Origin of the sequence: Panacibacter microcysteis, assembly GCF_015831355.1 — a bacterium.
Lineage (GTDB): Bacteria > Bacteroidota > Bacteroidia > Chitinophagales > Chitinophagaceae > Panacibacter > Panacibacter microcysteis.
In genome coordinates this window covers 664,377-687,350 of record NZ_JADWYR010000001.1, presented here as the reverse complement: position 1 = coordinate 687,350, position 22,974 = coordinate 664,377, and the positions used below count along the sequence as shown (strand labels likewise).

13 protein-coding genes are annotated in these 22,974 nt (G+C 44.2%); 7 read left to right on the top strand and 6 right to left on the bottom strand.

Annotation, left to right across the window (positions count from 1 at the left end):
• Positions 1–8 precede the first annotated feature (8 nt).
• The 3 genes from I5907_RS02765 to I5907_RS02755 all read right to left on the bottom strand — a co-directional run bounded on the left by I5907_RS02765 (position 9) and on the right by I5907_RS02755 (position 3,795).
• Entirely contained in the window at positions 9–1,430 is a 1,422-nt protein-coding gene (locus I5907_RS02765) for a TolC family protein (protein WP_196989201.1), read from the bottom strand.
• An 82-nt stretch (positions 1,431–1,512) separates the two neighbouring features.
• Positions 1,513–2,694 (bottom strand): trans-sulfuration enzyme family protein, encoded by a 1,182-nt coding sequence (locus tag I5907_RS02760; RefSeq protein WP_231401946.1) that lies wholly within the window; start codon positions 2,692–2,694, stop codon positions 1,513–1,515.
• A 384-nt stretch (positions 2,695–3,078) separates the two neighbouring features.
• The gene (locus I5907_RS02755) at positions 3,079–3,795 is read right to left on the bottom strand and encodes a head GIN domain-containing protein (protein WP_196989200.1); all 717 of its coding nucleotides are present in this window, start codon (positions 3,793–3,795) and stop codon (positions 3,079–3,081) included.
• A gap of 291 nt (positions 3,796–4,086) precedes the next feature.
• On the opposite strand from I5907_RS02755, the gene I5907_RS02750 reads away from it, so the two are divergent.
• Positions 4,087–4,524, top strand: coding sequence for a hypothetical protein (locus tag I5907_RS02750; protein WP_196989199.1), 438 nt, complete (start codon positions 4,087–4,089; stop codon positions 4,522–4,524).
• An 81-nt stretch (positions 4,525–4,605) separates the two neighbouring features.
• On the opposite strand, the gene I5907_RS02745 is transcribed toward I5907_RS02750, so the two are convergent.
• On the bottom strand, positions 4,606–5,421 hold the full coding sequence (locus tag I5907_RS02745; RefSeq protein WP_196989198.1) for a sterol desaturase family protein: 816 nt from the start codon (positions 5,419–5,421) through the stop codon (positions 4,606–4,608).
• A 115-nt stretch (positions 5,422–5,536) separates the two neighbouring features.
• Here I5907_RS02745 and I5907_RS02740 point away from each other — a divergent pair, with 115 nt between their 5' ends.
• The 5 genes from I5907_RS02740 (at position 5,537) to I5907_RS02720 (ending at position 19,260) form a co-directional block, all read left to right on the top strand.
• A complete protein-coding gene (locus I5907_RS02740) occupies positions 5,537–7,003 on the top strand; it encodes an alpha-L-fucosidase (protein WP_196989197.1) in 1,467 nt (488 codons plus the stop codon).
• 159 nt (positions 7,004–7,162) lie between these two features.
• Complete coding sequence (locus tag I5907_RS02735) at positions 7,163–9,349, top strand: alpha-galactosidase (RefSeq protein WP_196989196.1); 2,187 nt, start codon at positions 7,163–7,165, stop codon at positions 9,347–9,349.
• 108 nt (positions 9,350–9,457) lie between these two features.
• Entirely contained in the window at positions 9,458–10,309 is an 852-nt protein-coding gene (locus I5907_RS02730; RefSeq protein WP_231401945.1) for a DUF6089 family protein, read from the top strand.
• Positions 10,310–10,695: 386 nt separating this feature from the next.
• Complete coding sequence (locus I5907_RS02725) at positions 10,696–13,356, top strand: MGH1-like glycoside hydrolase domain-containing protein (protein WP_196989195.1); 2,661 nt, start codon at positions 10,696–10,698, stop codon at positions 13,354–13,356.
• Positions 13,357–13,692: 336 nt separating this feature from the next.
• Complete coding sequence (locus I5907_RS02720; RefSeq protein ID WP_196989194.1) at positions 13,693–19,260, top strand: alpha-2-macroglobulin family protein; 5,568 nt, start codon at positions 13,693–13,695, stop codon at positions 19,258–19,260.
• A 271-nt stretch (positions 19,261–19,531) separates the two neighbouring features.
• On the opposite strand, the gene I5907_RS02715 is transcribed toward I5907_RS02720, so the two are convergent.
• Entirely contained in the window at positions 19,532–20,374 is an 843-nt protein-coding gene (locus tag I5907_RS02715) for an endonuclease/exonuclease/phosphatase family protein (RefSeq protein ID WP_196989193.1), read from the bottom strand.
• Positions 20,375–20,493: 119 nt separating this feature from the next.
• Between I5907_RS02715 and I5907_RS02710 the strand changes: the two genes are divergently transcribed.
• The gene (locus I5907_RS02710; protein WP_196989192.1) at positions 20,494–20,781 is read left to right on the top strand and encodes a hypothetical protein; all 288 of its coding nucleotides are present in this window, start codon (positions 20,494–20,496) and stop codon (positions 20,779–20,781) included.
• Positions 20,782–20,858: 77 nt separating this feature from the next.
• Here I5907_RS02710 and I5907_RS02705 read toward each other — a convergent pair whose 3' ends face one another.
• Positions 20,859–22,679 carry a T9SS type A sorting domain-containing protein gene (locus I5907_RS02705; RefSeq protein ID WP_196989191.1) on the bottom strand — a complete coding sequence of 607 codons (1,821 nt, stop codon included), beginning with the start codon at positions 22,677–22,679 and terminating at the stop codon, positions 20,859–20,861.
• Between the last annotated feature and the right edge of the window lie 295 nt (positions 22,680–22,974).

Genomic DNA, 22,974 nt, shown 5'->3' with positions numbered 1-22,974 from the left:
TTTTGGTATTATAATTTTATTCCCTGGCCTTTATAGAATTCCAGCACTTTCATTTTAAAAACATAATCGTACTGGTTAGCCACCTGCTGCAGTTTGGCACGTTGCAGGTTGTTCTGGTTTGTTAAAAGGTCTATCGTAGAAAGTAAACCAACTTCATAGCGTTTGCTGGCAAAATCGTATGCCTTTTGCGCGGCTGCCACACTCTTCAAACCGGCATTGTATTTTTGTAATGATGCCATTGCATTTGCATAAGCATTATAAATATTTGACTGCAGTGTCTGGTTGCTCTGGTCACGCTGAAGTTCAAGGTTTTTCAGATCCAGTTTAGAACGCTGGTAAGCCAGCCTGTAGTTACCATTATTAAAGATGGGTACAGTAATACCAAGACCCACGCTCTGGTTAAAGTTATTATCAAGTTGTTTTAAAAATTTTGTTTTGGTATACAAGGGGCTGTAATTTGGTACTACAACACCGTAGTCCACGCCTCCAACATTTACCTTGCCTATGGTATCATTGCGTAAGTTATAACCGGCAATACCAAAATTCTGGTTATTGTACGTAGTACCCAAAGAGTAAAATCCGCTAAAGGAAGGGTACATCAGCGCCCTGTTTGATTTAATCGTTTTCTCTGCACTTTTTATTCGCAGTTCATTTACTTTCTGCTGTGGCTGCGTGGTTAGTGCCAGCTGGTAAACATAGTCAGGCTGTAATTCTGCAAGTGGTTCCAGCGGAATTGTTTCAACTGCAGGCGTAGCAACATCAAATGGCGCCGCCATATCAATATTTAAAAGCGCTTTCAGGTAAAGTACATTTTGTTCAAATGTTGTTCGTGATGTAATCAGGTTAGCGCTGTCTGTTGCAAGCTGAGATTCCAGCTCCGCAAGGTTCAGCTCAGGCAATGAACCTGCATCCACTTTTTTCTTCGTTACGTCGTACTGTGCTTTTGTTTGCGCTATCTGTACCTGGTTGATTTTTATCTGCTCATTGGCGGCTAAAACATTGAGATAGTAAGATGCCACATTTAAAGCCACATCATTAGCGGCACGCTCTATGTCTTTCAGCGCTGCCTGCGCATTAAAGTTGGCAGCGTCCTGCGCGTATTTTAACCTGCCAAAATTAAACAACTGTATTCCGCCCTGTACCTGGTATTGGTTAAAGAAGAAATTGGTAGTGGTAAACTGGTTGGTTGTAGGGTCAATGGAGCGACCAAACTGCTCACCCACATTGGCACTGAAAGATGCTGTGGGCCAGCGGTTGAGTTTAGATTGTTCAAGCTGTAAAGCAGCTATTCTTGCCTGCACATCGGCTTGTTTTACGGAGATGTTGTTGGTCATGGCGTAGTCTACCAGCCGCCTGAGGTCCCATTTCTCCTGTGCAAATAATGATACGGGAACTGCCGCAAGCAGTAACCCAATTACTCTTTTTAGCATATAACAAATGTAAATGAAAGCTTTTTTTTATGCTGTTTACTTTTCGATGAGCGGAAACTTTGGCTGTTTATTGGGTTGCTGATTATTCCATTGTTTCAATCGCAGCAAAGCCTTTTTCAAGATCTGCAATAATATAGGCTGCATTTTCCAACCCGCAATACAGGCGCAGCATCCTGTGTTCGGGCGCAGCAGCCATAAACTGCTCCCGTTTTATTCCTGCACAGCGTGGAATAATCAAAGACTCATGGCCTCCCCAGCTTACTGCCATCAAAATATGCTTCAATGCATTACAGAAAGCCTCTATTGTTTCGATCTTTTTGGCTGTTATGATAAACGTAAGCAGGCCACAGGCTCCCTGCATCTGGCTTTTAGCCAATGCATATTGTGGAAAGTTCTCATCGAAAGGAAAGATCACTTTTTCAATACGGGGGTGCGCCTGCAACCAGCCCAATACCTTGCCCGTTGTTTCAGTAACTTTTTCCAGTCTTAGTGGTAATGTTCTCAACCCACGTATAAGCAGCCAGGCATTGAAGGGTTGTATGCCGCTTCCAATATTCAGGTATTCACTGTTAAATATTTTTGTAAGCATTTGTTTACTGCCGCATAAAACGCCTGCAACCACGTCGCTGTGGCCGCCAATATATTTGGTTGCAGATTGCAATACAAGATCTATCCCGAATGCTATTGGTCTCTGATACAATGGCGTACAATAACTGTTATCGCAAATGGTAACAATATTGTGTTGCTTTGCCAGCGTAGCCACTGCCTGCAGATCCTGCAACTCATAAGTCCAGCTATTGGGCGATTCGAGATAATACACGGTAGTATTTTCTTTAGTAGCTGCTACAAAGTTTGCAATGTCTGTTCCATCGATGTATGTTACTGAAACATTGAAACGCACCAGGATCTCATCGAACATTTTTTTTGCCCACGTATACGGGTTGCGCACACTTACAATATGATCTCCGCTTTTTACATTGGCCAGCACAGCGGCAAATATGGCGGCTGCGCCGCTGTTAAAAACAAGACAGTCTTCTGCGCCATCCAGTGCAGCAAGTTTTTTTCTTAATATGTCCACAGTTGGGTTCAGGCCGCGGCTATACAACCATGTGCCGTATTCGTCTTCAAAACTTTTTCTAAGCGCGTCTACCGTACTAAACGCAAAATTGCTTGTTTGTACAATTGGCGGTGTTACCGCACGAAAGTAATCGTTGCGCTCTTCTGCGTATTCATTAATGATGTACGATATATCCATTGGCTCCATAAAAAGCATTGTTAGCCGTAAATGTAGTTATTGGGTTTGAATAATTTATATGCCGGCATTTGTACTTTGTGGCATCACCTGTTGTGTCACTCACTTGTACGTTCCGCAAATTGGGCAACTGTGGCGATGCTGCCTGTCAGCCACACCGGTCTTACGGTACGCCGTCTGACTGCTTAAAAGTAAAGCCATCAATCTCAACGCAGGCTACAAAACAGTAAGTGTTGGAGTGCGAAGGCAGCCAATGCCGCATAAAGAACAGGAAGCACAAGAGTGCGACGCAACCAAAGCATTATAGATAAACTACAGCCGGGTACATACATGTATTGTTGCAAAAAAATGCCCCACATTTTTGTGGGGCATTGCGATATATGTATAGTTGTTGTTTTAGATCTTTTTGATACGTCCACTGCCGGAAATATGCGAATTCAACGAAGGTGAACCGGAATAATAAATTGCGCCGCTGCCACTGATATGCGCCTCCAGATTTTTTGCTGCATTCAGTTTCATGTTGCCACTGCCACTTATGCGTGCTGTTGCCGACTGGCAGGGTGCATTCAGGCAATCAATACTTCCGCTGCCGCTTTGATGGATTTCCAGCTGGCCTTCGATGTTTCCTTTTAGTTGCATAGATCCGCTGCCGCTCATGCTAATGTCAGAAGCTTTGAAAGAGGCAAAGGATAAAGACAATTTTCCCGAGCCAGACATGTTGAAGCTGGTATTGCCATTGCTTTCAAAGTTTCCGCTGCCGCTCACCGTGCCGCTGCCTGCCTGTGCAATACCATCAATGGTTGTCATGCTTACCTGTATTGTAAGTTTGAGTGTCGGATTGATATTGTTCAGGTCTTTGACCTTGATCTTAAGTGTGCCATCTTTTACAGTTGTCTCTATGTAGGGCAGCAGGTTTTCATCTCCGTCAATAGTGAGGTTGGTGCTGTTGCCATAGCGTATTGTTACATTCATCGGTCCGCCTACAGACAGCCTCGTAAAATTGCCTGCCGGTCTTGTTTCGGTATTATGAATGCCATTGCCTTTAATGGTTTTGCCAATTGCAAAACTGTTAAGCGATATAGCCAGCAAAGCAAAAACAATTAACCTTTTCATCTTTCAAAATTTTTATTGGTGTTGGAATGTTTGTTATACGCACCATGCGTGGCTTATGTTACAGCAGTCTACAGAAATTTTTATCGCGTAAAAAAGCACTAAAGCGAACAGTTTTTGTATCGGAAGCGAACACGTTTTGCATAGGCCGGCTTTACGTGATAAAACTGCTTATAACGCTCATCCCTGTTATTTAACCGTTCATCAGCGTATTAGTGCCTTTTGCTGTGCGCTTAACAATTTTTAACGGCTTTCGTCATGCCGTTTGCCAAAGTATAAGCAAACGATCAAATCATGAAAAAGATACAATTTCTAATACCGGTCCTTATTATAGCAGCAGCATTTTTGATAAGCTTTACCGCAAAAAACATGCACCTGAAAGCGGCACCTGTTGAAAAGAATATTGCGTTCGCCTTTTACAAGGAAAGCGATTATGCTGCTGACGTTTACAGGAATACGCTTGCCAGTGTACATATCAAGATTGAAAAAGTGAGCAAGGGCAGGCGCTCGGTTGTGTTCCAAAAAACTTTTGATGCTATTACCGTGAAAGATTATCCTTCTTTGCAGGAAGCTGTTGCGCAAACCGTGAAGATATCTAACGTGTTCGACGCTCGGGAGCACATCGAGGTTTCGTATATATTAACGTACAACTCTGCAGGCAGCGAACTCCAGATGCAGAGCGGTTTTGTGGTAAAAGGCAGTGGCACAGAAAAACTTTATATAGGCATTTAAAACAACAACTCAACATATAAGATTTGAATGTGTAGCGGGCGAAAGGGGAGACATTGTCTTCCCTTTCTTGTTGAATAATGGTCAATAATCCGTTTGTATGTTTTTATCAAAGGGCACTTTGAGCATCGAGCCTATGTTGTTGTTTCGGCCTTCCAATACATCCAGGCCATAACGGATATCTTTCATTGGGGTGTTGTTGTAAGTACCGAAAAGCCTGTCCCAGAAAGAAAAGATATTGCTGTAGTTACTGTCTGTCTGAGGGCGCATGTAATGATGATGTATGCGATGCATATTGGGCGTTACAAATACCACGCGCAGCATATTATCGAGCCACATTGGCATATGAATATTCGCATGGTTAAATTGCGAGAGTACAACACTTACACTCTGGTACATCATTACCAGCCATATGGGTGCACCACTTAGCCATACGGCCGCAATAGTAAACACTGCGCGGAAAACGCTTTCACCGGGATGGTGACGGTTAGCGGTGGTTGTATCTACATAAATGTCTGCATGATGCACCATGTGAAACTTCCACAGCCATTTTATTTTATGTTCAAGCAGGTGTATAATGTATGCACCAATTAAATCGAGCAGCAGCAGGCCAAGGATCATTTCCAGCCATACAGGAAGGCTGATCCATTGTAATATGCCGAAGTTATTTTGTACCACCCAATCGCTGGAAAGTACAATGAGTATTGCGAAAACAAAGTTTACAGCAATGGTTGTTGCAGTAAAGAAAAAATTAACGCCTGCATGTTTCCATTTGTTGTAGCCAAACCTGAACAACGGGATACCGCTTTCCAGTAGCCAGAAGAGTGTAATACCACCCGCAAGTATCAGTGCCCTGTGTAGTGATGAAATATTTTGAAAGTAAGTAATGAGCGCATTCATGCAACACGAAACGTTTGATGGAAGTTAGAAAATTTATGCTGAGTAAATGATAATTATTTATCAGTTTGTGCTACGTCATTCGCTTATCTTTCCTTAATTATCAAAAGCTGCTCATATGAAAAGACAAGTCTTTCTCTCATCATGCATTTGTTTACTGGCATTGGCAGGTGTTGCGCAAACTTACCGGCCTGACTGGCAAAGCCTTGATACCAGGCCCGTTCCCGAATGGTACAGGAACAGCAAGTTCGGCATATTTATACATTGGGGTGTATATGCAGTGCCTGGTTTTACAACGAAAGGAAACTATTCTGAGTGGTACCAGCACCAGATGGAAAGTGGTGATACCGCTGTTATAAAATATCATCAAACAAATTATGGTAATAACAGCTATTACACTTTTGCAGATCATTTTACGGCAGATCTTTTTAATCCCGATGAGTGGGCAAAATTATTTGAAGCATCAGGTGCAAAATATATTGTCCTTACATCCAAACACCACGATGGCTATGCACTCTGGCCGAGCAAAGAAGCTACAAGAGATTGGGGTTTTCCCTGGAATGCTGCAGAAACAGCACCCCACAGAGATCTGCTGGGCGATCTTTTCGCGGCAGTCAGGAAGACCTCTGTTCATCCCGGTATGTATTTTTCATTATACGAGTGGTATAACCCTTTATGGAAGAAAGACCATGCGGAATATGCTACGAAACACATGTGGCCGCAAATGCTCGATCTTATCAACAACTACAAACCAGATGTATTCTGGACCGATGGCGAGTGGGATGAATCAGACACCCTGTGGCAATCCACCAAATTCCTTGCGTGGTTATACAATGAAAGCCCGGTAAAAAATTCAGTGGTTACATTCGATCGCTGGGGTCGTGGTATACGGTTTAAACATGGCCAGGTATTTACGCCAGAGTACCAGCCCGAGCTGGATTTTGAAAATCATTATTTCGAAGAGAACCGAGGCATGGGCTTTTCTTATGGCTACAACCGTAATGAAGATGCATGGGATTATAATTCCACGCAGTCACTGGTATTACAACTGGTAGATAAAGTAAGCCGCGGCGGTAACTTCCTGCTCGATGTTGGCCCGGATGAGCATGGAAAAATACCACCCATTATGCAGGAGCGTTTGTTGCAGATTGGCGAGTGGATGAAAGACAACAATGAATGCATCTACAACACCGTGCGCTGGAAAAATACCTGCCAGTGGAGTGCAGGCAAAACAGATTATAAACCCATACGCAAAGAAGGAGATTTTCGTGCCAGCGGAGATTACATGTTAAAACTTACCGTCAATCCCGATCCCGGTTACGCGGTAAAAGAATTATTCTTCACTTATAATCCAACCAGCAATAATCTTTATGCAGTATTTCCAAAATATCCTGCAGATCACAAACTGGTATTAAAGAATTTCAACCTGCCAAAGGCAACAGCAATAAGCTTCCTCGCCACTAAAGAAAAGCTGGGCTGGAAACAGGTTGGCAGCAATGTAGAGGTAAGCCTGCCGCCTTATGATCCCAATAAAATAAAAGCGCCGTACGCATATGCAATAAAAATAGAAGGTTTTGGAAAATAATGTGGTGTTACCGGCTGTATTGCTACTATACAGCTTTTGTTGTGTCACTCACTTGTACGGCAGTACATATTTCAGCATGCACCGGCCTCGCTGCACAAATGCAAAAACGTTGTGTATCTACTGTAAAAAATAATGTATTCAAACCAATATAGTAACTGCATGAAGCAATGGTTACCGGTATTTTTCGTAATGTCAGCAATTACATCCCTGGCACAGCAGCCAGATTTTGCCATATGGAGCAATACCATTAGTAAAACACCGCCAGATTGGTTAGTAAAGCCTGTTTCAGCAAGAGCAGCTGTTTATAAATCTGCAGATGGAAAAGATGTTGTTTTATACAATGGCCTGGTAAAAAGAACATTTCGTATTACACCAAATGTTGCTTGTACAGGCTACGAAAACATGAGCAACGGCCAGCAACTGCTGCGTGCAGTAAACCCCGAGGCAAAGGTTACAATAAACAATGTATTGTATAATGTTGGCGGCTTATACGGCCAGCAGGAAAAAGCATACCTGTTACCCGGCTGGGTAAATCATTTTACGGGTGCTACCGGCAATTTTCATGTGAATGAAATAACGGCTAATATAATAAAACCGCGGTTAAACTGGCAATGTAAAACATGGGCATACAACAAAAAACAACCAACAGGTGTAGAGCTTGTCTTTCATTACGCCAATAACCTGCCGGTTGTTAAAGATGTCCGTATTGCCGTGCATTACGAGTTGTATGATGGTATACCGCTGATCGTAAAATGGGTAGAGATCACCAACAGCGGCAACGCGTGTACAATAGGTAAAGTTGTGAATGAAACACTGGCCCTTGTGGAAGAAGAAAGCGCTGTCGTTGGCACACCTGAGCAAATGAAAAAGCAACACGGTATTTACGTGGAAACCAATTATGCATTCAACAATGCCATGCGTTACGATATCAGTGATCAGACTACGCACTGGCAAACAGACAGCACGTATACTTCACAGGTAAATTATAATTATCAGACACCCTGTGTACTCGAAGTGTATCCTGAAAAAGTAACAGGCGTTGTATTGGGCAAAGGAGAATCGTTTAAGTCGGTTCGTACGCATGAATTGCTGATGGATAGTTACGACCGTGAAAGACGCGGACTGATGATCCGTAAAATGTATACCACCGTTGCGCCGTGGACAACGCAAAATCCCATATTCATGCACCTCGTAAGCAGGAACGATGATGAAGTGCTCAATGCAGTCAACCAGTGTGCTGCAACAGGCTACGAAGCATTGATACTAAGTTTCGGCTCTCACTGTAATATGGAAGATACAGCCGCTGACAATATTGCCAAATGGAAAAAGCTGGCAGATTATGCGCACAGCAAACAAATACTGATCGGCAGTTACTCACTTTTCAGCTCCCGCAGAATAAGTGATGAAGATGATGTAATTGATCCTGTAAGCGGTAAGCCCGATGCCGCCGCTTTTTTCGGCCATGCGCCGTGTATGGGCAGTAAATGGGGGCTTGCCTACCTCGGGAAGCTTAAATATTTTATGGCAGGAACCGGGTTCAACATTTTTGAAAATGACGGGCCATACCCGGGCGATGTTTGTGCATCTACCACACACCCCGGGCACAAAAGCCTTGATGACAGCCAGTGGAAGCAAATGGAATTGCAGAAAGACCTTTACCATTGGTGCAATGAAAATGGTATCTATGTAAATGCACCCGACTGGTATTTTATGGATGGCACAAACAAAATTGCCATAGGTTACCGCGAGGTAAATTTTTCGCTGCCAAGAGAAAACCAAAAACTGCTCAACAGGCAAAACATCTACGATGGCACATGGGAAAAAACACCCTCTATGGGCTGGGGCTTTGTGCCATTGACCAAATACCAGGGTGGAGGCGCAGAAGCAGTGCTGGAGCCATTGTCAGAACACCTGGAAGATTATGAACAACTGATGGTGCAATACTATGGTGCAGGCGTGCAGGCATGTTATCGCGGGCCGAGGTTATATGACACAGAGCAAACCAGGCAAGCGGTGGTTAAAACAATTAACTGGTATAAAAAATACAGGGATATTCTTAATGCGGATATTATTCATCTTAGGCGTGCAGATGGCCGCGACTGGGATGGCATTATGCATGTAAACCCACAGCTTGCCATAAAAGGCTTTGTAATGTTGTACAACCCGTTAAAGCAAACCATTACAAGAAATATTCAATTGCCGTTATATTACACAGGGTTGTCATATGTTGCCATTGTACAACAGGAAGACAAAAGCCCCGCCAGCTACAAGCTGAGCAGGAACCATACTATAGACCTCACTGTTACGCTTAAGCCGGAAAGTTATACCTGGCTTACCATTCAATAGTTGTTGCGGTATAATAATTGATAATATGTTTTTCTTAAAATCATTAACATTCAGGTTATAAGAAAAAGAATGTTTCTGCGTTAATACCACATCAACTATATTGCGAACATGTTGAAGAAAACACTATTGGCGGCTGGCATTGTACTATCAGCAGTAGCTGCTAAAGCTCAACTTTATGAAAGTAATGTACACCAGGGCGAGTTTGGCGCTTCTATAGGGCTTGCGCATTATTTTGGAGATCTCAACACCACTGCTTCTCTCAGCCGGCCCAAATTTTCTGCCGGAATATTTTTCGTTAAGCAGTTCAATAATTATGTAGGGCTTAAAGTAGCTGCAGATTATGCGCGGCTCGGTTATTCTGATGTATACAGCAAAAATGAATTCCAGCGCAGGCGCAACCTTAGCTTTAATACCAACCTCTGGGAAGCATCTCTCAGCGGGTATTTCAACTTTTTTAAATTTATGCCGGGTGTGGAAGGTTTTAATTATACACCTTATGTATCACTTGGCGTGGGCGTTTTTACCTACGATCCGTATGCATACCTCGGCGGCCAAAAATATTTCCTGAGGCCACTTGGTACAGAAGGCCAGGGTAGGGATACATCATTTAACCGTTCGCCCTACAGTACCACTGCCATGTCTTTCCCGCTTACAGTGGGCTTTAAATATGCATTCAGCGAAAACTTCAACGTATTTGCAGAAGTAGGGTATCGTTTTACCAACACCGATTACCTCGATGATGTAAGCACTACCTATGCTGATCCTAATTCATTTGCCACATTGCCTGATGGCAGCCCTTCCGTAGAATATCTTTTGCAGGACAGGAGCTATGAAACCGGCGACCGCATTGGTATGAAAGGCCGCCAGCGTGGCAACAGCCTGCAGAAAGATGCTTATGTTATGTTGCACTTTGGTGTTTCTATCAATTTGTCTTCTTACAGGTGCCCGCCCAATAAATAAATAATGGTACCGGCAGCAGTGCAGTTGGCATCGCCTGTTGTGTCACTCACTTGTGCGTTCAGCTCTTTATGCAGCAGCCCCGGTTCTTACTTTCCCTGTCTGTAACAAGGCCGCAAATACATGCCCACATATGTATTGCAGTACAAGAGTGCGACGCAACGGCAGCTCAATAGCAGCAATGCAGACCGGCTCATACAAATGCTTTTCTTTTAAAAAAAAATTTACTGTTTGTTGAATTGTTTAGCAGCCTTTGCAACATTCAGCCGCTATATCTTTTTCTAAGTGGGCAGATATACCTAATTTCATCGCTATTAACGATTGCATTGTCACTAATGAAAACGCTTTGTTTGCAAAGTGTATTCACTTATTTGACAAACTGTATTGGTATGACTGCAGAACAACAGCGCCTTAATGTAAATGCCACAAAGAAAGTTCCACTCGAGCAATGGGGCCCGTATGTTTCGGAGCGGCAATGGGGAACCGTGCGTGAAGACTACAGTGAAAACAGCGATGCGTGGAATTATTTTCCTTTTACGCATGCACACGCACGTGCATACCGTTGGGGAGAAGATGGCATTGCCGGTATTTCAGATTTTTTTCAAAACCTGTGCTTTAGCGTAGCGTTGTGGAATGGCAAAGATAAAATTCTGAAAGAGCGGTTATTTGGCCTGGGCAATTACCAGGGCAACCATGGAGAAGATGTAAAAGAACTGTATTACTATCTCGACAATATTCCTTCTCACTATTACATGCAAATGCTGTATAAATATCCGCAGCAGGCATTTCCATACGATAAACTGATAGAAGAAAACCGCAAACGTGGTAAGCTTGAAACCGAATATGAGTTGCTCGATACCGGCATTTTCGATAACAACAAATACTTCGATGTTTATATAACTTATGCCAAGCATGGCAAAAAAGATATTGCTATAAAAATTGAAGTTGTTAATCGCGGAAACACGGCCGCACCATTGTGGATAGTGCCAACACTATGGTTTTATAACCGCTGGCAATACGGTGGTGTAGACAAGCTGCCCGTTATTCGCGAAGTAAATGATTGCACTGTAAAAGCAACTCATGAGCGGCTTGGTAATTACTACCTGTACTTTCAAAAAGCAAACGACAAGCTCTATACAGATAACGAAACAAATTACGAGAAGCTTTTTGGCAAACCCAATCCCACACCTTTCACCAAAGATGCCATAAACGATGCTATAATAGAGCAGAAGAACGTAGAGGCATTGCGCAAAAGAAAAAGCGGTACAAAGTTTTCGCCTGTTTACAGCGGAACGATAAAACCCGGTGGCAGTAAAGTAATTTACCTGCGTTTGAGCGATACATTGACAGATAACGTTTTTCATAAAGGATTTGAGCAGATCTTCAAACAGCGCAAAGAAGAAGCCGATGAGTTTTACAATGAAATTTTACCGGTAAACCTTTCGCATGACCTGCGCAATATTCAGCGCCAGGCGCTGGCGGGGCTTATGTGGAGCAAACAATATTATCACTACGATATTGAGCGCTGGATATCTACCAGCGATGGTATTGCGCCCCTGAGCGAACAGCGCAAGCGCGGCAGAAACCACGACTGGCTGCACCTCAAAAACCAGGACGTAATACTTATGCCCGATAAGTGGGAATATCCGTGGTATGCCGCGTGGGACCTAGCATTTCACTGCATTGCCATGGCGGTGGCAGATCCTGTGTATGCAAAACACCAGTTGATACTGGTCATGCGGGAATGGTATATGAAGCCAGACGGCCAATTGCCTGCCTACGAATGGAACTTCAGCGATGTAAACCCGCCGGTACATGCATGGGCAGCACTACAGGTTTATTATATAGAAAAGGAGCAAAGAGGCAAAGGGGATATTCCTTTCCTCAAACGCATCTTCCAGAAACTGCTCATCAATTTTACCTGGTGGATCAACCGTAAAGACCCTAACGGTAACAACATCTTTGAAGGAGGCTTCCTCGGTCTTGATAACATTGGCGTGTTTAACCGCAGCATACAGTTACACAGCCAGATGGAACTGGAGCAGGCAGACGGTACAAGCTGGATGGGCATGTACGCCCTTAACCTGATGGACATGGCTATTGAAATTGCCATGCACGATATTTCTTTTGAAGATACTGCCACCAAGTTTTTCGAACATTTTGTATTGATTGCAGAAGCATTGAACGAACTTGGCTTATGGAACAATGAAGACAAATTCTTTTACGATGTGTTGGGTGCACCGGGTGCGCAACCTATACAGTTACGCATACAAAGTATTGTTGGTTTAACAACGTTGTTTGCAGTTTCTATCATTAACAGGAACGTGCTCGGCAAGCTCGAAGATTTTACCAAGCGCATTACCTGGTTCGAAAATTACCGGTTAAAGAATAACAAGTTCTGGCCAAACGAAGAACGTGCAGAAGAAGGAAAACTGTTATTATCGCTGGTGCCTAAAGAAAGACTGATTGCCTTATTGCAAAGACTGCTGAACGAAACCGAATTTCTTTCCAATGGCGGCATCCGTGCATTGTCAAAATACCACGAGCAGCATCCTTATTCTGTAGATATAGATGGTACGGTGTACTCCATACAGTACGATCCCGGAGATTCCACGTCAGATTTTTTTGGTGGTAACAGCAACTGGCGCGGCCCCGTGTGGATTCCCATTAACTATATCATCATTCAGAGCATCAAAAAATACGGCGCTTTTTATGATGGTACGCTCACCATAGAATATCCAACCAATTCCGGCCATTTTATGGAGTTGAAAGAAGTGGCAGTAGAGCTTACCAAACGTGTCATCAGTTTGTTCGAGCTCGATGAAAAGAATGAGCGCCGCCTGCATGGCAACGAGAACTGGTTTTACAGCAAACCGGAAAATAAAGACCTTATTTTATTCTATGAATATTTTCATGGAGATACGGGCCGCGGGCTGGGTGCGTCGCATCAAACCGGGTGGACTGCATTGCTCGCCGAGCTCATCAACGAGATCGCTTATTCACTGCCAAAAGAACCAGCCCAAACGCAACCACAAAAGACAACTGAATAAGTCTATCATATCAGCCGCATCAAATGCCGTTCGAAAATACGAACGGCATTTTCGTTTGTATTTCATCGTAGCGTTTAAAGTGCAGTACTAACTTTATTGTGTAATCAGGTTTGGTATTTCATGGCATCACCTGTTGTGTCACTCACTTGTACTGTATATCATTGGGCAGCACATTACTGCATATCCAAAGCTGCCGTAGGCTAAATCCTGCCATCACGTTCAAAGCCAGCAAACGTTCAATTTCCTTAACAAATATTTTCTTTTCTGTATGCAAAGACTTTGCATAACTTTCTATACAATTTATACAACAACCTTTCAAACAAATCCTCCGCACATATGCAAGCGCATCAATGCCCGCTGTCTTACAAACTAAGCAGCGCTTCATTATTATTGCTGTTAATCATTTTATTTTCCTGCAACGATAAGAAGATACTTACAGAACCCGATCCTGCATTCAGCCAGTATATTGAAGCTTATACATCAGGTGTCGTTTCTAAAAAGAATACCGTGCGTATTCAGCTTGCTTCAGATGCCGGTGTAACACACACATTGAATGATGAAGTAAAAGAAGCATTGTTTTCATTTACACCTGCAGTGGAAGGCAAAGCTTATTGGGTAGATGCGCGTACCATAGAATTTAAACCCGCAAAAGACCTGGCAGCGGCTCAATTATATACCGTTTCATTTAAGCTGGGTAAAGTACTCAATGTGCCTGGTAAATTCGAAACGTTCACATTCAGCCTGCAAACCATAAAGCCCTTTTTCGAGGTACAGGATAATGGATTACGCGGCAATGATAAAACCCACATGACCCTCACGGGAACCGTACTTACTGCAGACGTGGAAGAGTCTGCCAAAGTAGAAAAAGTTTTAACCGCAACATTGAATGACAAGAACCTGGCACTTACGTGGCAGCACAACGAAGCCGCCAAAACACATGCTTTTACCATAACAGGTATCACACGCACCGGCACTGGGCAAAACCTTTCCCTGCAATGGAAAGGCGATGTTTTCGGTTTAAAAGAGCTGAGCGGTAAAAAAGATATAGCCATACCAGCTGTTGGAGATTTTAAAGTGCTCGATGTAAAAGCCATACAGGAAGAAGAACAGTATGCACTGGTACAGTTCAGCGACCCCCTTGCAATTGGACAAATGCTTGAAGGCCTCATTAGCATAAGTAACAATGAAAGCATAAGTTATACTATACTTGGCAGCGAGGTTAAAGTATATACTTCAGACAAGCCCGACGGCAATTACACTGTAAATATTCACGAGGGTGTAGAAAACCAGTGGGGCAATAAACTGGGTAAAGCCTTTTCTGCAAATCTATTTTTTGAGAACAGGTTGCCATCCGTAAAGATACAGGGAAGGGGCAGCATATTGCCCGGCAGTACGGGCAGGCTTGTACTGCCATTCGAGTCCACCAACCTTAAAGCTGTAGACGTATCTGTTATCAGGATTTATGAAAACAACGTTGCGCAGTTTTTACAGGACAATAAACTGGGTGGTGAGTACAATTTGCGCAAAGTGGGAACACCCCTCGTGCAAGCAACAGTAAGGCTTGACAACGATCAAAGTCTCAACCTGCACCGGAAAAACAAATTTTCGCTCGATCTGGATAAATACATAAAAACAGAGCCTGGCGCTATTTATCGAGTGTACATTGGTTTCAGACCGGAATATTCTTTATACACCTGTACAGCCATGGAGAAAGATGAGGAAGAAGATGATTACAATTTTTACTATGCCGGCAATGAAGACAATGCAGTTGACGACAACGCAGACTTCTGGAACCGTTACGACAATTATTATCCTTACGGGTATAACTGGCAGCAAAGGGATAATCCATGTCACCAGTCTTATTACAACCGCGAACGTTTTGCAAGCCGTAACATCCTCGCAACAAACATCGGCTTAACTGCAAAAAGGGGCACCAACAACAGCTTGTTTGTTGCGGTTAATAATATCATTACCACTGAGGCAATGAAAAGTGTGGAGTTGCAGGTGCTGGACTACCAGCAACAGGTTATTGCAAAAGGATCGACCGATGCAGAAGGTCTTGCTACGCTGGAAGTAAAACGCAGGCCATATCTTCTGATCGCGAAAAGCGGTAACGAAAAAAGTTACCTTAAGCTGGACGACGGAAGTTCACTGCCACTAGGTCGTTTTGATGTTTCCGGCGATGAGGTCAAAAACGGGCTTAAGGCATTCATCTTTGGTGAACGGGGCGTATGGCGGCCGGGGGACAGCCTGTTCCTGAGTTGTATTGTAGATGACAAGGACAACCACCTGCCTGCTGATCACCCGATTGAGATGGAACTTGTTTCTCCCAAAGGTCAGTTATACAAAAGACTGGTACAAACCAATGCAGGCGACGGGTTCAATGTATTCAGAACAGCTACCGATGCTGATGCACCTACAGGAAACTGGACCTGTCGTGTAAAGCTGGGCGGGGCAACTTTCGAGAAGCGTTTGAAAATAGAAACGGTAATGCCTAACCGCCTGAAGATAGATATGAACTTCGGCAATGCAGAAGCCCTGGGTAAAAATGTAACTGCGGCAGGAACACTTACAGCAAAATGGTTATTTGGTGCAACAGCACAAAACCTCAAAGCAAGAGTAGATGCACAGTTATATAAGAAAACAACCAGCTTCCCGAAATACAAAGATTATGTGTTTGATGATCCCACCTCATCTTTTACACCGCAATCCAAAACCATCTTCGACGGAACCCTCAATGCAGAAGGAGTAGCTACAGTTAACCCATCCTTCCAGGTTGGCGAAGATGCGCCGGGACAACTGCTGGCAAACCTGATGATAAAAGTGTTTGAACCGGGCGGCAATTTTAGTATTGATAATATCTCAATGCCGTTTAATCCTTACACATCGTATACTGGTGTGCATGTGCCGGAAGGTGATAAGACATGGGGGTTCCTGCAAAGTGGCAAAACGCACCGGTTCGAAGTGGTTGATGTTGATACAAAAGGCACACCTACAAGTGGAGCTACCCGGCTGGAGATACAGTTGTATAAAATACGCTGGAGCTGGTGGTGGGACAATAGTGGTGATGACCTTAGCAACTTTACTCAAAACGATTACAACAAACTTATCAAGAAAGACACGCTGAACATAACAAACGGTAAGGGCAGTTACGATATGCGGTTCAGTGACGGCGACTGGGGGCGCTATCTCGTACTGATCAGCGATACACGCAGTGGTCATACAACCGGCAGCACCTTTTATGTAGATGATTACGGCTGGCAAACACGGGGAGATAATAATGACCCTTCGGCTGCCGCCATGCTGTCTTTTACATCAGATAAAAGCAGTTACAATGTAGGCGAAGATGTAAACCTTACCATACCCGGCAGTAAAAACGGGAAGGCTTTTATAAGTATTGAAAGTGGTAGTAAAGTGCTGAAAACTTACCAGGTAAAAACCGTGGAGGGCCAAACCAGATTTACGTTTAAGGCAGACAAGTCAATGGCGCCAAATGTGTACGTAAATGTTAGCCTGATACAACCTCATGCACAAACCGTAAATGACCTGCCTGTCAGGATGTATGGTGTAATACCTGTAATGATCGAAGACAAAAACACCGTGCTTAAACCACAGATAAAAATGCCCGACGCCATAAGGCCTGAAACAAAAACAACTATCACCGTTTCTGAAGCATCGGGCAGAGAGATGACTTATGTAGTTGCCATTGTGGATGAAGGTTTACTGGATCTTACAAGATTTAAAACGCCCGACCCGCATGCAGCATTTTATGCAAGGGAAGCACTGGGTGTAAAAAGCTGGGATGTTTACGATGACGTTATTGGCGCATGGGGTGCAGAGCTTCAGCGCATACTTACCATAGGCGGAGATGGAGAAGCAGAACTCGCCAGCAAAACAAGAAGGGCCAACAGGTTTAAACCTGTAGTACAGTTTATGGGCCCCTTTAAACTAAGTGGCGGTAGTAAAACGCATGAGTTTATATTACCCCCATACATGGGCAGTGTAAAGGCTATGGTTATTGCCGCAGGCAATAACGCTTACGGTATGGCAGAGAAACCGGTGACAGTTAAAAAGGCTTTGATGTTGCTCGCTACCATGCCCCGTGTGCTCGGGCCAAATGAAGAACTAAAAATACCTGTCACTGTTTTTGCTACAGATAAAAACATTCGCAATGTAAGCCTTACGCTGCAAAGCAACCCGTTTATACAGGCAGGTGGCGCACAAAGTATAAGCTTTAATGGTACGGGTGAACAACTTGTATACTTTACGGCTAAGGTTAAACCTAATACAGGTATTGGCAAAGTAAAGATTGTTGCAACAAGCGGTAAAGAACAATCTGCAACAGAGATCGAAATCGACATCAGGAATGCCAATCCTCCTGTTACCCAGGTTACAGAAGCAACCTTGCAACCCGGTCAGTCATGGAGCGCTGCGGTTGCAATGATCGGCGATGCGGCCAACAGTAAGGCAACGTTGGAAGTGTCTGGTATTCCCGCGATAGATCTTGCCAAACGTTTAAATTATTTAATTCAATACCCGCACGGCTGCATAGAGCAAAAAACATCATCCGTTTTTCCACAACTGGTCTTAAACCAACTTACAGATTTATCAGATGCTGATAAAGCAAGAATTGATGGAAACATCCGTGCTGCCATCAGCAAGCTGGGTAATTTTCAGCAAAGCGACGGTGGTTTTAGCTATTGGCCGGGCGGCGAAACAAGCGATGAATGGGGCACCTGTTACGCCGGTCACTTTTTACTCGAGGCTTTTGCCCGCGGCTACGGGGTGTCGGCAGCTATGTTGCAGTCATGGAAGTTGTACCAGCGCAATAAAGCTGTTGCATGGAACGTAACCTCGGCACCCTGGTATGGAACAGACCTTGTGCAGGCGTACAGGTTGTACCTACTGGCCGTGGCAAAAGCCCCTGAGCTGGGCGCTATGAACCGGCTGAAAGAATTTAAATTTTTAACGCCAGAAGCCAAGTGGAGACTGGCTGCTGCTTACCAGCTTATCGGTCAGTCTAAAGTTGCCCTGCAACTCATCAGCGGTATATCTGCCAACTTTCCCAAGCGTGAATATACAGGCATTACATTTGGCAGTGACCTGCGGGACCAGGCAATGGTACTCGAAACCCTCACGCTGATGAACCGCAAAGCCGAAGGTGCGCAACTCGTTAGAACGGTTGCCGCCAGGCTGTCGCAGGATAGCTGGTACAGTACACAAACAACCGCCTATGCGCTTATTGCTATTGCAAAATTCAGTGGCAGCAATAAAGACGGTAAGAAAATTGTGGTTACAGGCAATGCAGGTACACAAAAGCTCAACATAAATACGGCAAGCGTGCTTTCCCAATCAAATATTGCCTGGCAAAACAGCAAAGGTGCCGTACAACTTACCAATAAAGGCAGTAATACAATCTATGTACGCATTATCAATGAAGGCAGACCGCTAAGCAACGATACAATGCCTGTTATCAATAACGCTAACGTACTTGTGCTGTCAGTAAATTATATAAGTACCACAGGCCAGCCTGTAGATGTTACAAGGATTAAGCAGGGTACCGATTTTGTGGCAAAAGTAACCATCAAAAATCCTGGTACGCGTGGCGCCTACACACAAATGGCATTAACCCAGGTGTTCCCCGGCGGCTGGGAAATACTCAATACAAGACTGTATAACAGCGAAGGTGCATTTCAATCATCACCGAGCGATTATATGGATATACGTGATGACCGTGTGTACCATTATTTCAACCTGGGGCAAAGTGAAACGCTTACGTATTATGTGCAGTTAAATGCTGCTTACCCGGGCAGGTATTTTTGGCCCGGCGTATATGCAGAAGCCATGTACGACCATACCATAAGTGCGGGTGTAAGGGGTAAGTGGGTAGAAGTGCAGGAGTAATTTTTTATGAACCCGGCAGCGGTACTTCGTGGCATCGCCTGTTGCGTCGCACTCTTCAGCAGCCGGAACATTATTGATCACTGTGCGGGTACGCGCAATCATTCCCGGCAACTTTTTCAACAGTTATTGTACCATCAATAAGGTTGTGCGTCGGTAGCTTTTTGTAAAGCTGTAACTGTACGGAGCCAAATGCTCCATATGGTTGTTGCAGTACAAGAGTGCGACGCAACAGCAGCTCAATGCATATTCAACTGCCGGGCCCATCATGATGTTACAACACAACTACTGCCAGTACCGGAAAATGATCAGAAGAAAACCTGCCGTTCCACGATTCGGAGATCGTGGCGTGTTTTAAAATCTTTACGCCATTCTTTACAAAAATGTGGTCTATAGGCTCATCGTCTGTTTCTTTTGGCTGAAAACCGGTAAACGTTCCTGTTGGGCCATGATGTGGCGATTGACTGATACTTTTAGCATCCGTGAGGTGATCAGCATCTGATGTATTGGTAATGATCCTGATGGGCTCATCAGCGGGTTTGGCGTTAAAATCGCCGGTAAAAATTACGGGCATGTTGCCTGCGATTGTCGTTACTTTCTGCAGGATCATTTTTGCACTTTCCGCACGGGCAGTTTTACCCATATGGTCGAAATGTGTATTGAAGGCAAAAAATATTTTACCCGTCGTTTTGTCTTTGAACCTGCACCAGGTAACCATACGTGTAATGGCTGCATCCCAGCCTTTGGAGCCCGGTATCTCCGGTGTTTGAGAAAGCCAGAACATGTTGCCGTCCAGCCACTGAAGCCTGGCAGTATCGTAAAAAATAGCACTGTATTCTCCCCTGGTTTTGCCATCGTCTCTTCCGCCACCAAAAGATTTAAAGCCGGGTAAGCGCTGTTGCATGTCTGTCATCTGGTCGTGTAACGCTTCCTGTACGCCCAGCAGGTGTACATCGTAAAATAATACCTGCGAGGCCGCATGATCTTTACGGTATGTCCATGCGTTTAAACTGTCTGAGGAAGTGTTTAACCTGAGGTTAAAAGTCATTACGGTAAGTGATTGGCTGTGTGCGCTTAAAACGTTCATAAAGAAGGAGAATAGTAGTATGTTTTTCATACGGTGAATGTAGCAAATACAGGCAATATTTAAGCGTGCTTACAATTGTTAGGTTTTATAACATTTTATTATAACTGTTATTAAAAAAGGCTTAGTAATATTGTACAAATCATATAACCATGAGAAAAATATACCTTTTAATGATTGCCAGCTCATTTTCGGTAATGTCATTTGCTCAGCCGGATACAGATTTAAACACAGGTAATGACACATCTTCCAAACAGCTTACAGTAGTGCAGCAGGACAGGATTGCAAAACTGGAAAAGCAGGTGGAAGAACTAAAGGCCTCTCACGAAGAATTGCATAAACAACTTGCCGAGTTGAAATCGCGGGTCCCCGTGGTAAAGAAAAAGAAGCTTGTGGCTTCCCGTGTTGGCAGCAAGCAGGGTGTATGGGTTGAAGAGTAATAATGGTATTACGCTGTTTTGATACTAAAAGAGGCGAATGAAATTTTCATTCGCCTCTTGTTTTTTGCGTTGGTTTATTATTTCACCACAACAAGCCTGATGTTTTCTATGCCTTGTGTGGTTTGCAGTTTGATCATATAAACACCCGCCGGAAGATCAGCGGTATTAATGGTCTTATTGTATAAGCCCTGTTGATAGTCTCCACTGATCACTGTCTTTACAGCTTTGCCACCGGCATTGTAAATGGTAGCCTGTACGCGACCAGCCTGTGTTATACCAAACTGCAGCGTTGCAGTTGTGTTGGCAGGGTTGGGATAAACTTTGTTGCCTGCTTTACCAGGTGCGGAAGGCGCTGCAACAATGGCTTCGAAATCAACACCGCTTTCCAGCAGGGTTGGTGTTGCCAGGGTAGAAACATTCAGTATTACATTTTTGGGGTTAGATGCAATACCATTTGCAACAACCGTAAGCGCATAAGGGCCTGCAGGCATGCCTGCGGGTAAAGTAAAGAAAGCAGTATCTGCCGCATTGCCACGCATTACACCTGTGCTGTTCCAGTTATAGGTTCTTGCATAAAATGTATTGGTTGCATTGGTAAAGCGCACAACCGGGAAATTGGTAGCCATCTGGAAGTCGTCTCCATAACAGGCACCTTCAGAAATACCGTTGAACAGGGTACCGGTAATTCTTACAGCATTGCCCACCTTCTTTAATTTTTTTATTGTCGGCTTGCCTGCTGCAATGGCTGCGCCGGAAGGGGTGTACACGTAAAATGTAGATGAGCCCTGCAGGCAGTACAGAATTTTACCGTCAGGCAATACCAAAAGGTTAGAAGTATAACATGGCGTGTTTGTAGTTAAGCCACCCTGTGGTGCATTGATGCGCGTATAGGTATTTGCCAGGTAATCAAATTCGTAGTAAGAGGTAGGTGAAGGAAAATGGTTAAATGCTGTTGGTACGGGGGAGCAGTTAAGCAATACCTTCCCGTTCGGCATCATTGCGGCGGCAGCATCGGGCTGCCCCTGCCCGTTTGGAAGGTCAGGCCCCGCTGCCCATGTGCCGGGTGTGGCATTGCCGGACGGCGTATAATAAGCGGTATGCCCCAGTGAGCCAATAAAAAATGCCCTGCCGTCGGGCAGTAATAAGCCTGCACCTGTTTCCAGCCCGTACGGGTCGTACAGGGCAACAGGTACGTTGCCATCTGCCACCCACTGGTTCAGTGCAGGTATATATCTTTCAGAAGCGGTAGAATTTCTGTCGACCATTAAAATACTGCCGTCAGGCAGTTTTACCCAGGTAGATTCATTGTGAAAACCAATACAGCTTGGCCCATTGATAAAAGTGTTGTTCGCCGGATTGTAGATATCTACTTCTCTCAGGAAAGGGTTGCCCTGCACAATGGCCTGCAGTACCCTGCCATCTTCAAGTATCTCAGAATTTGCATCACTTACAAAATCTACCGGGGATTGTGTGGCCGTCCACTGGTTGGTTAACGGATTGTATGTTTCTGCGCTGGAGCCACCGCTGCCATACTCGCCACCAGCAACGTATACGCGGCCATCCTTTAATATCTGGGAGGAAAAATATAAACGTGAGCCAATCATCGGGGCAATGGCAGACCATGTGCCATTGATATAGCTGCCTTGTGCATCGGGCGTTAAGCGGTACCATAATGTGCCATACCCGTCAACTCCCCCGGCAAATGTTTTACAGATAACAGTGCCATCAGAAAGCAGCATACAAACGCCGCCACTCGTGGCAGGACAAATATTGGTAACCGGGGTCCATGTACCTTGTCCAAAACTTTGAAAAGCTGTTAGTACGATAACAAAAGAAAATAACAGAGACTTTTTGCTGTTACTGCATTGCAGCATAAGCATGCGTAGAAATTGTTTCATGTTGAAGCATTTAATGTTGGTTTACAATAAGTGGCAGAAGGGGTAAAGTGTTGGCTGCAGCGTTCCAGGGGCAATCAGTAAGAAAGGTAAGGATAAATATTACACGTAAAGGATTAAAAATGTGGTCATGTATTTGTTTACGGGCATTGGAACATTGTGCAGCTTCCGTTGTGTCACTCACTTGTACTCTATCACTTTATTCAGCTCCGATACTGCGTATACCATGCCGTTCAAAATCACCAGGTAAAGCACGCTGTATTTTTTTACCCGCACTTATTATACAAAGCAGTAATAA

Bases quoted from the DNA above. Each gene is read 5' to 3' on its own strand.
- I5907_RS02765 (WP_196989201.1), bottom strand. From the start codon at position 1,430: ATGCTAAAAAGAGTAATTGGGTTACTGCTTGCGGCAGTTCCCGTATCA.
- I5907_RS02755 (WP_196989200.1), bottom strand. From the start codon at position 3,795: ATGAAAAGGTTAATTGTTTTTGCTTTGCTGGCTATATCGCTTAACAGT.
- I5907_RS02740 (WP_196989197.1), top strand. From the start codon at position 5,537: ATGAAAAGACAAGTCTTTCTCTCATCATGCATTTGTTTACTGGCATTG.
- I5907_RS02760 (WP_231401946.1), bottom strand. From the start codon at position 2,694: ATGGAGCCAATGGATATATCGTACATCATTAATGAATACGCAGAAGAG.
- I5907_RS02745 (WP_196989198.1), bottom strand. From the start codon at position 5,421: ATGAATGCGCTCATTACTTACTTTCAAAATATTTCATCACTACACAGG.
- I5907_RS02725 (WP_196989195.1), top strand. From the start codon at position 10,696: ATGACTGCAGAACAACAGCGCCTTAATGTAAATGCCACAAAGAAAGTT.
- I5907_RS02730 (WP_231401945.1), top strand. From the start codon at position 9,458: ATGTTGAAGAAAACACTATTGGCGGCTGGCATTGTACTATCAGCAGTA.
- I5907_RS02705 (WP_196989191.1), bottom strand. From the start codon at position 22,679: ATGAAACAATTTCTACGCATGCTTATGCTGCAATGCAGTAACAGCAAA.
- I5907_RS02735 (WP_196989196.1), top strand. From the start codon at position 7,163: ATGAAGCAATGGTTACCGGTATTTTTCGTAATGTCAGCAATTACATCC.
- I5907_RS02750 (WP_196989199.1), top strand. From the start codon at position 4,087: ATGAAAAAGATACAATTTCTAATACCGGTCCTTATTATAGCAGCAGCA.
- I5907_RS02720 (WP_196989194.1), top strand. From the start codon at position 13,693: ATGCAAGCGCATCAATGCCCGCTGTCTTACAAACTAAGCAGCGCTTCA.
- I5907_RS02710 (WP_196989192.1), top strand. From the start codon at position 20,494: ATGAGAAAAATATACCTTTTAATGATTGCCAGCTCATTTTCGGTAATG.
- I5907_RS02715 (WP_196989193.1), bottom strand. From the start codon at position 20,374: ATGAAAAACATACTACTATTCTCCTTCTTTATGAACGTTTTAAGCGCA.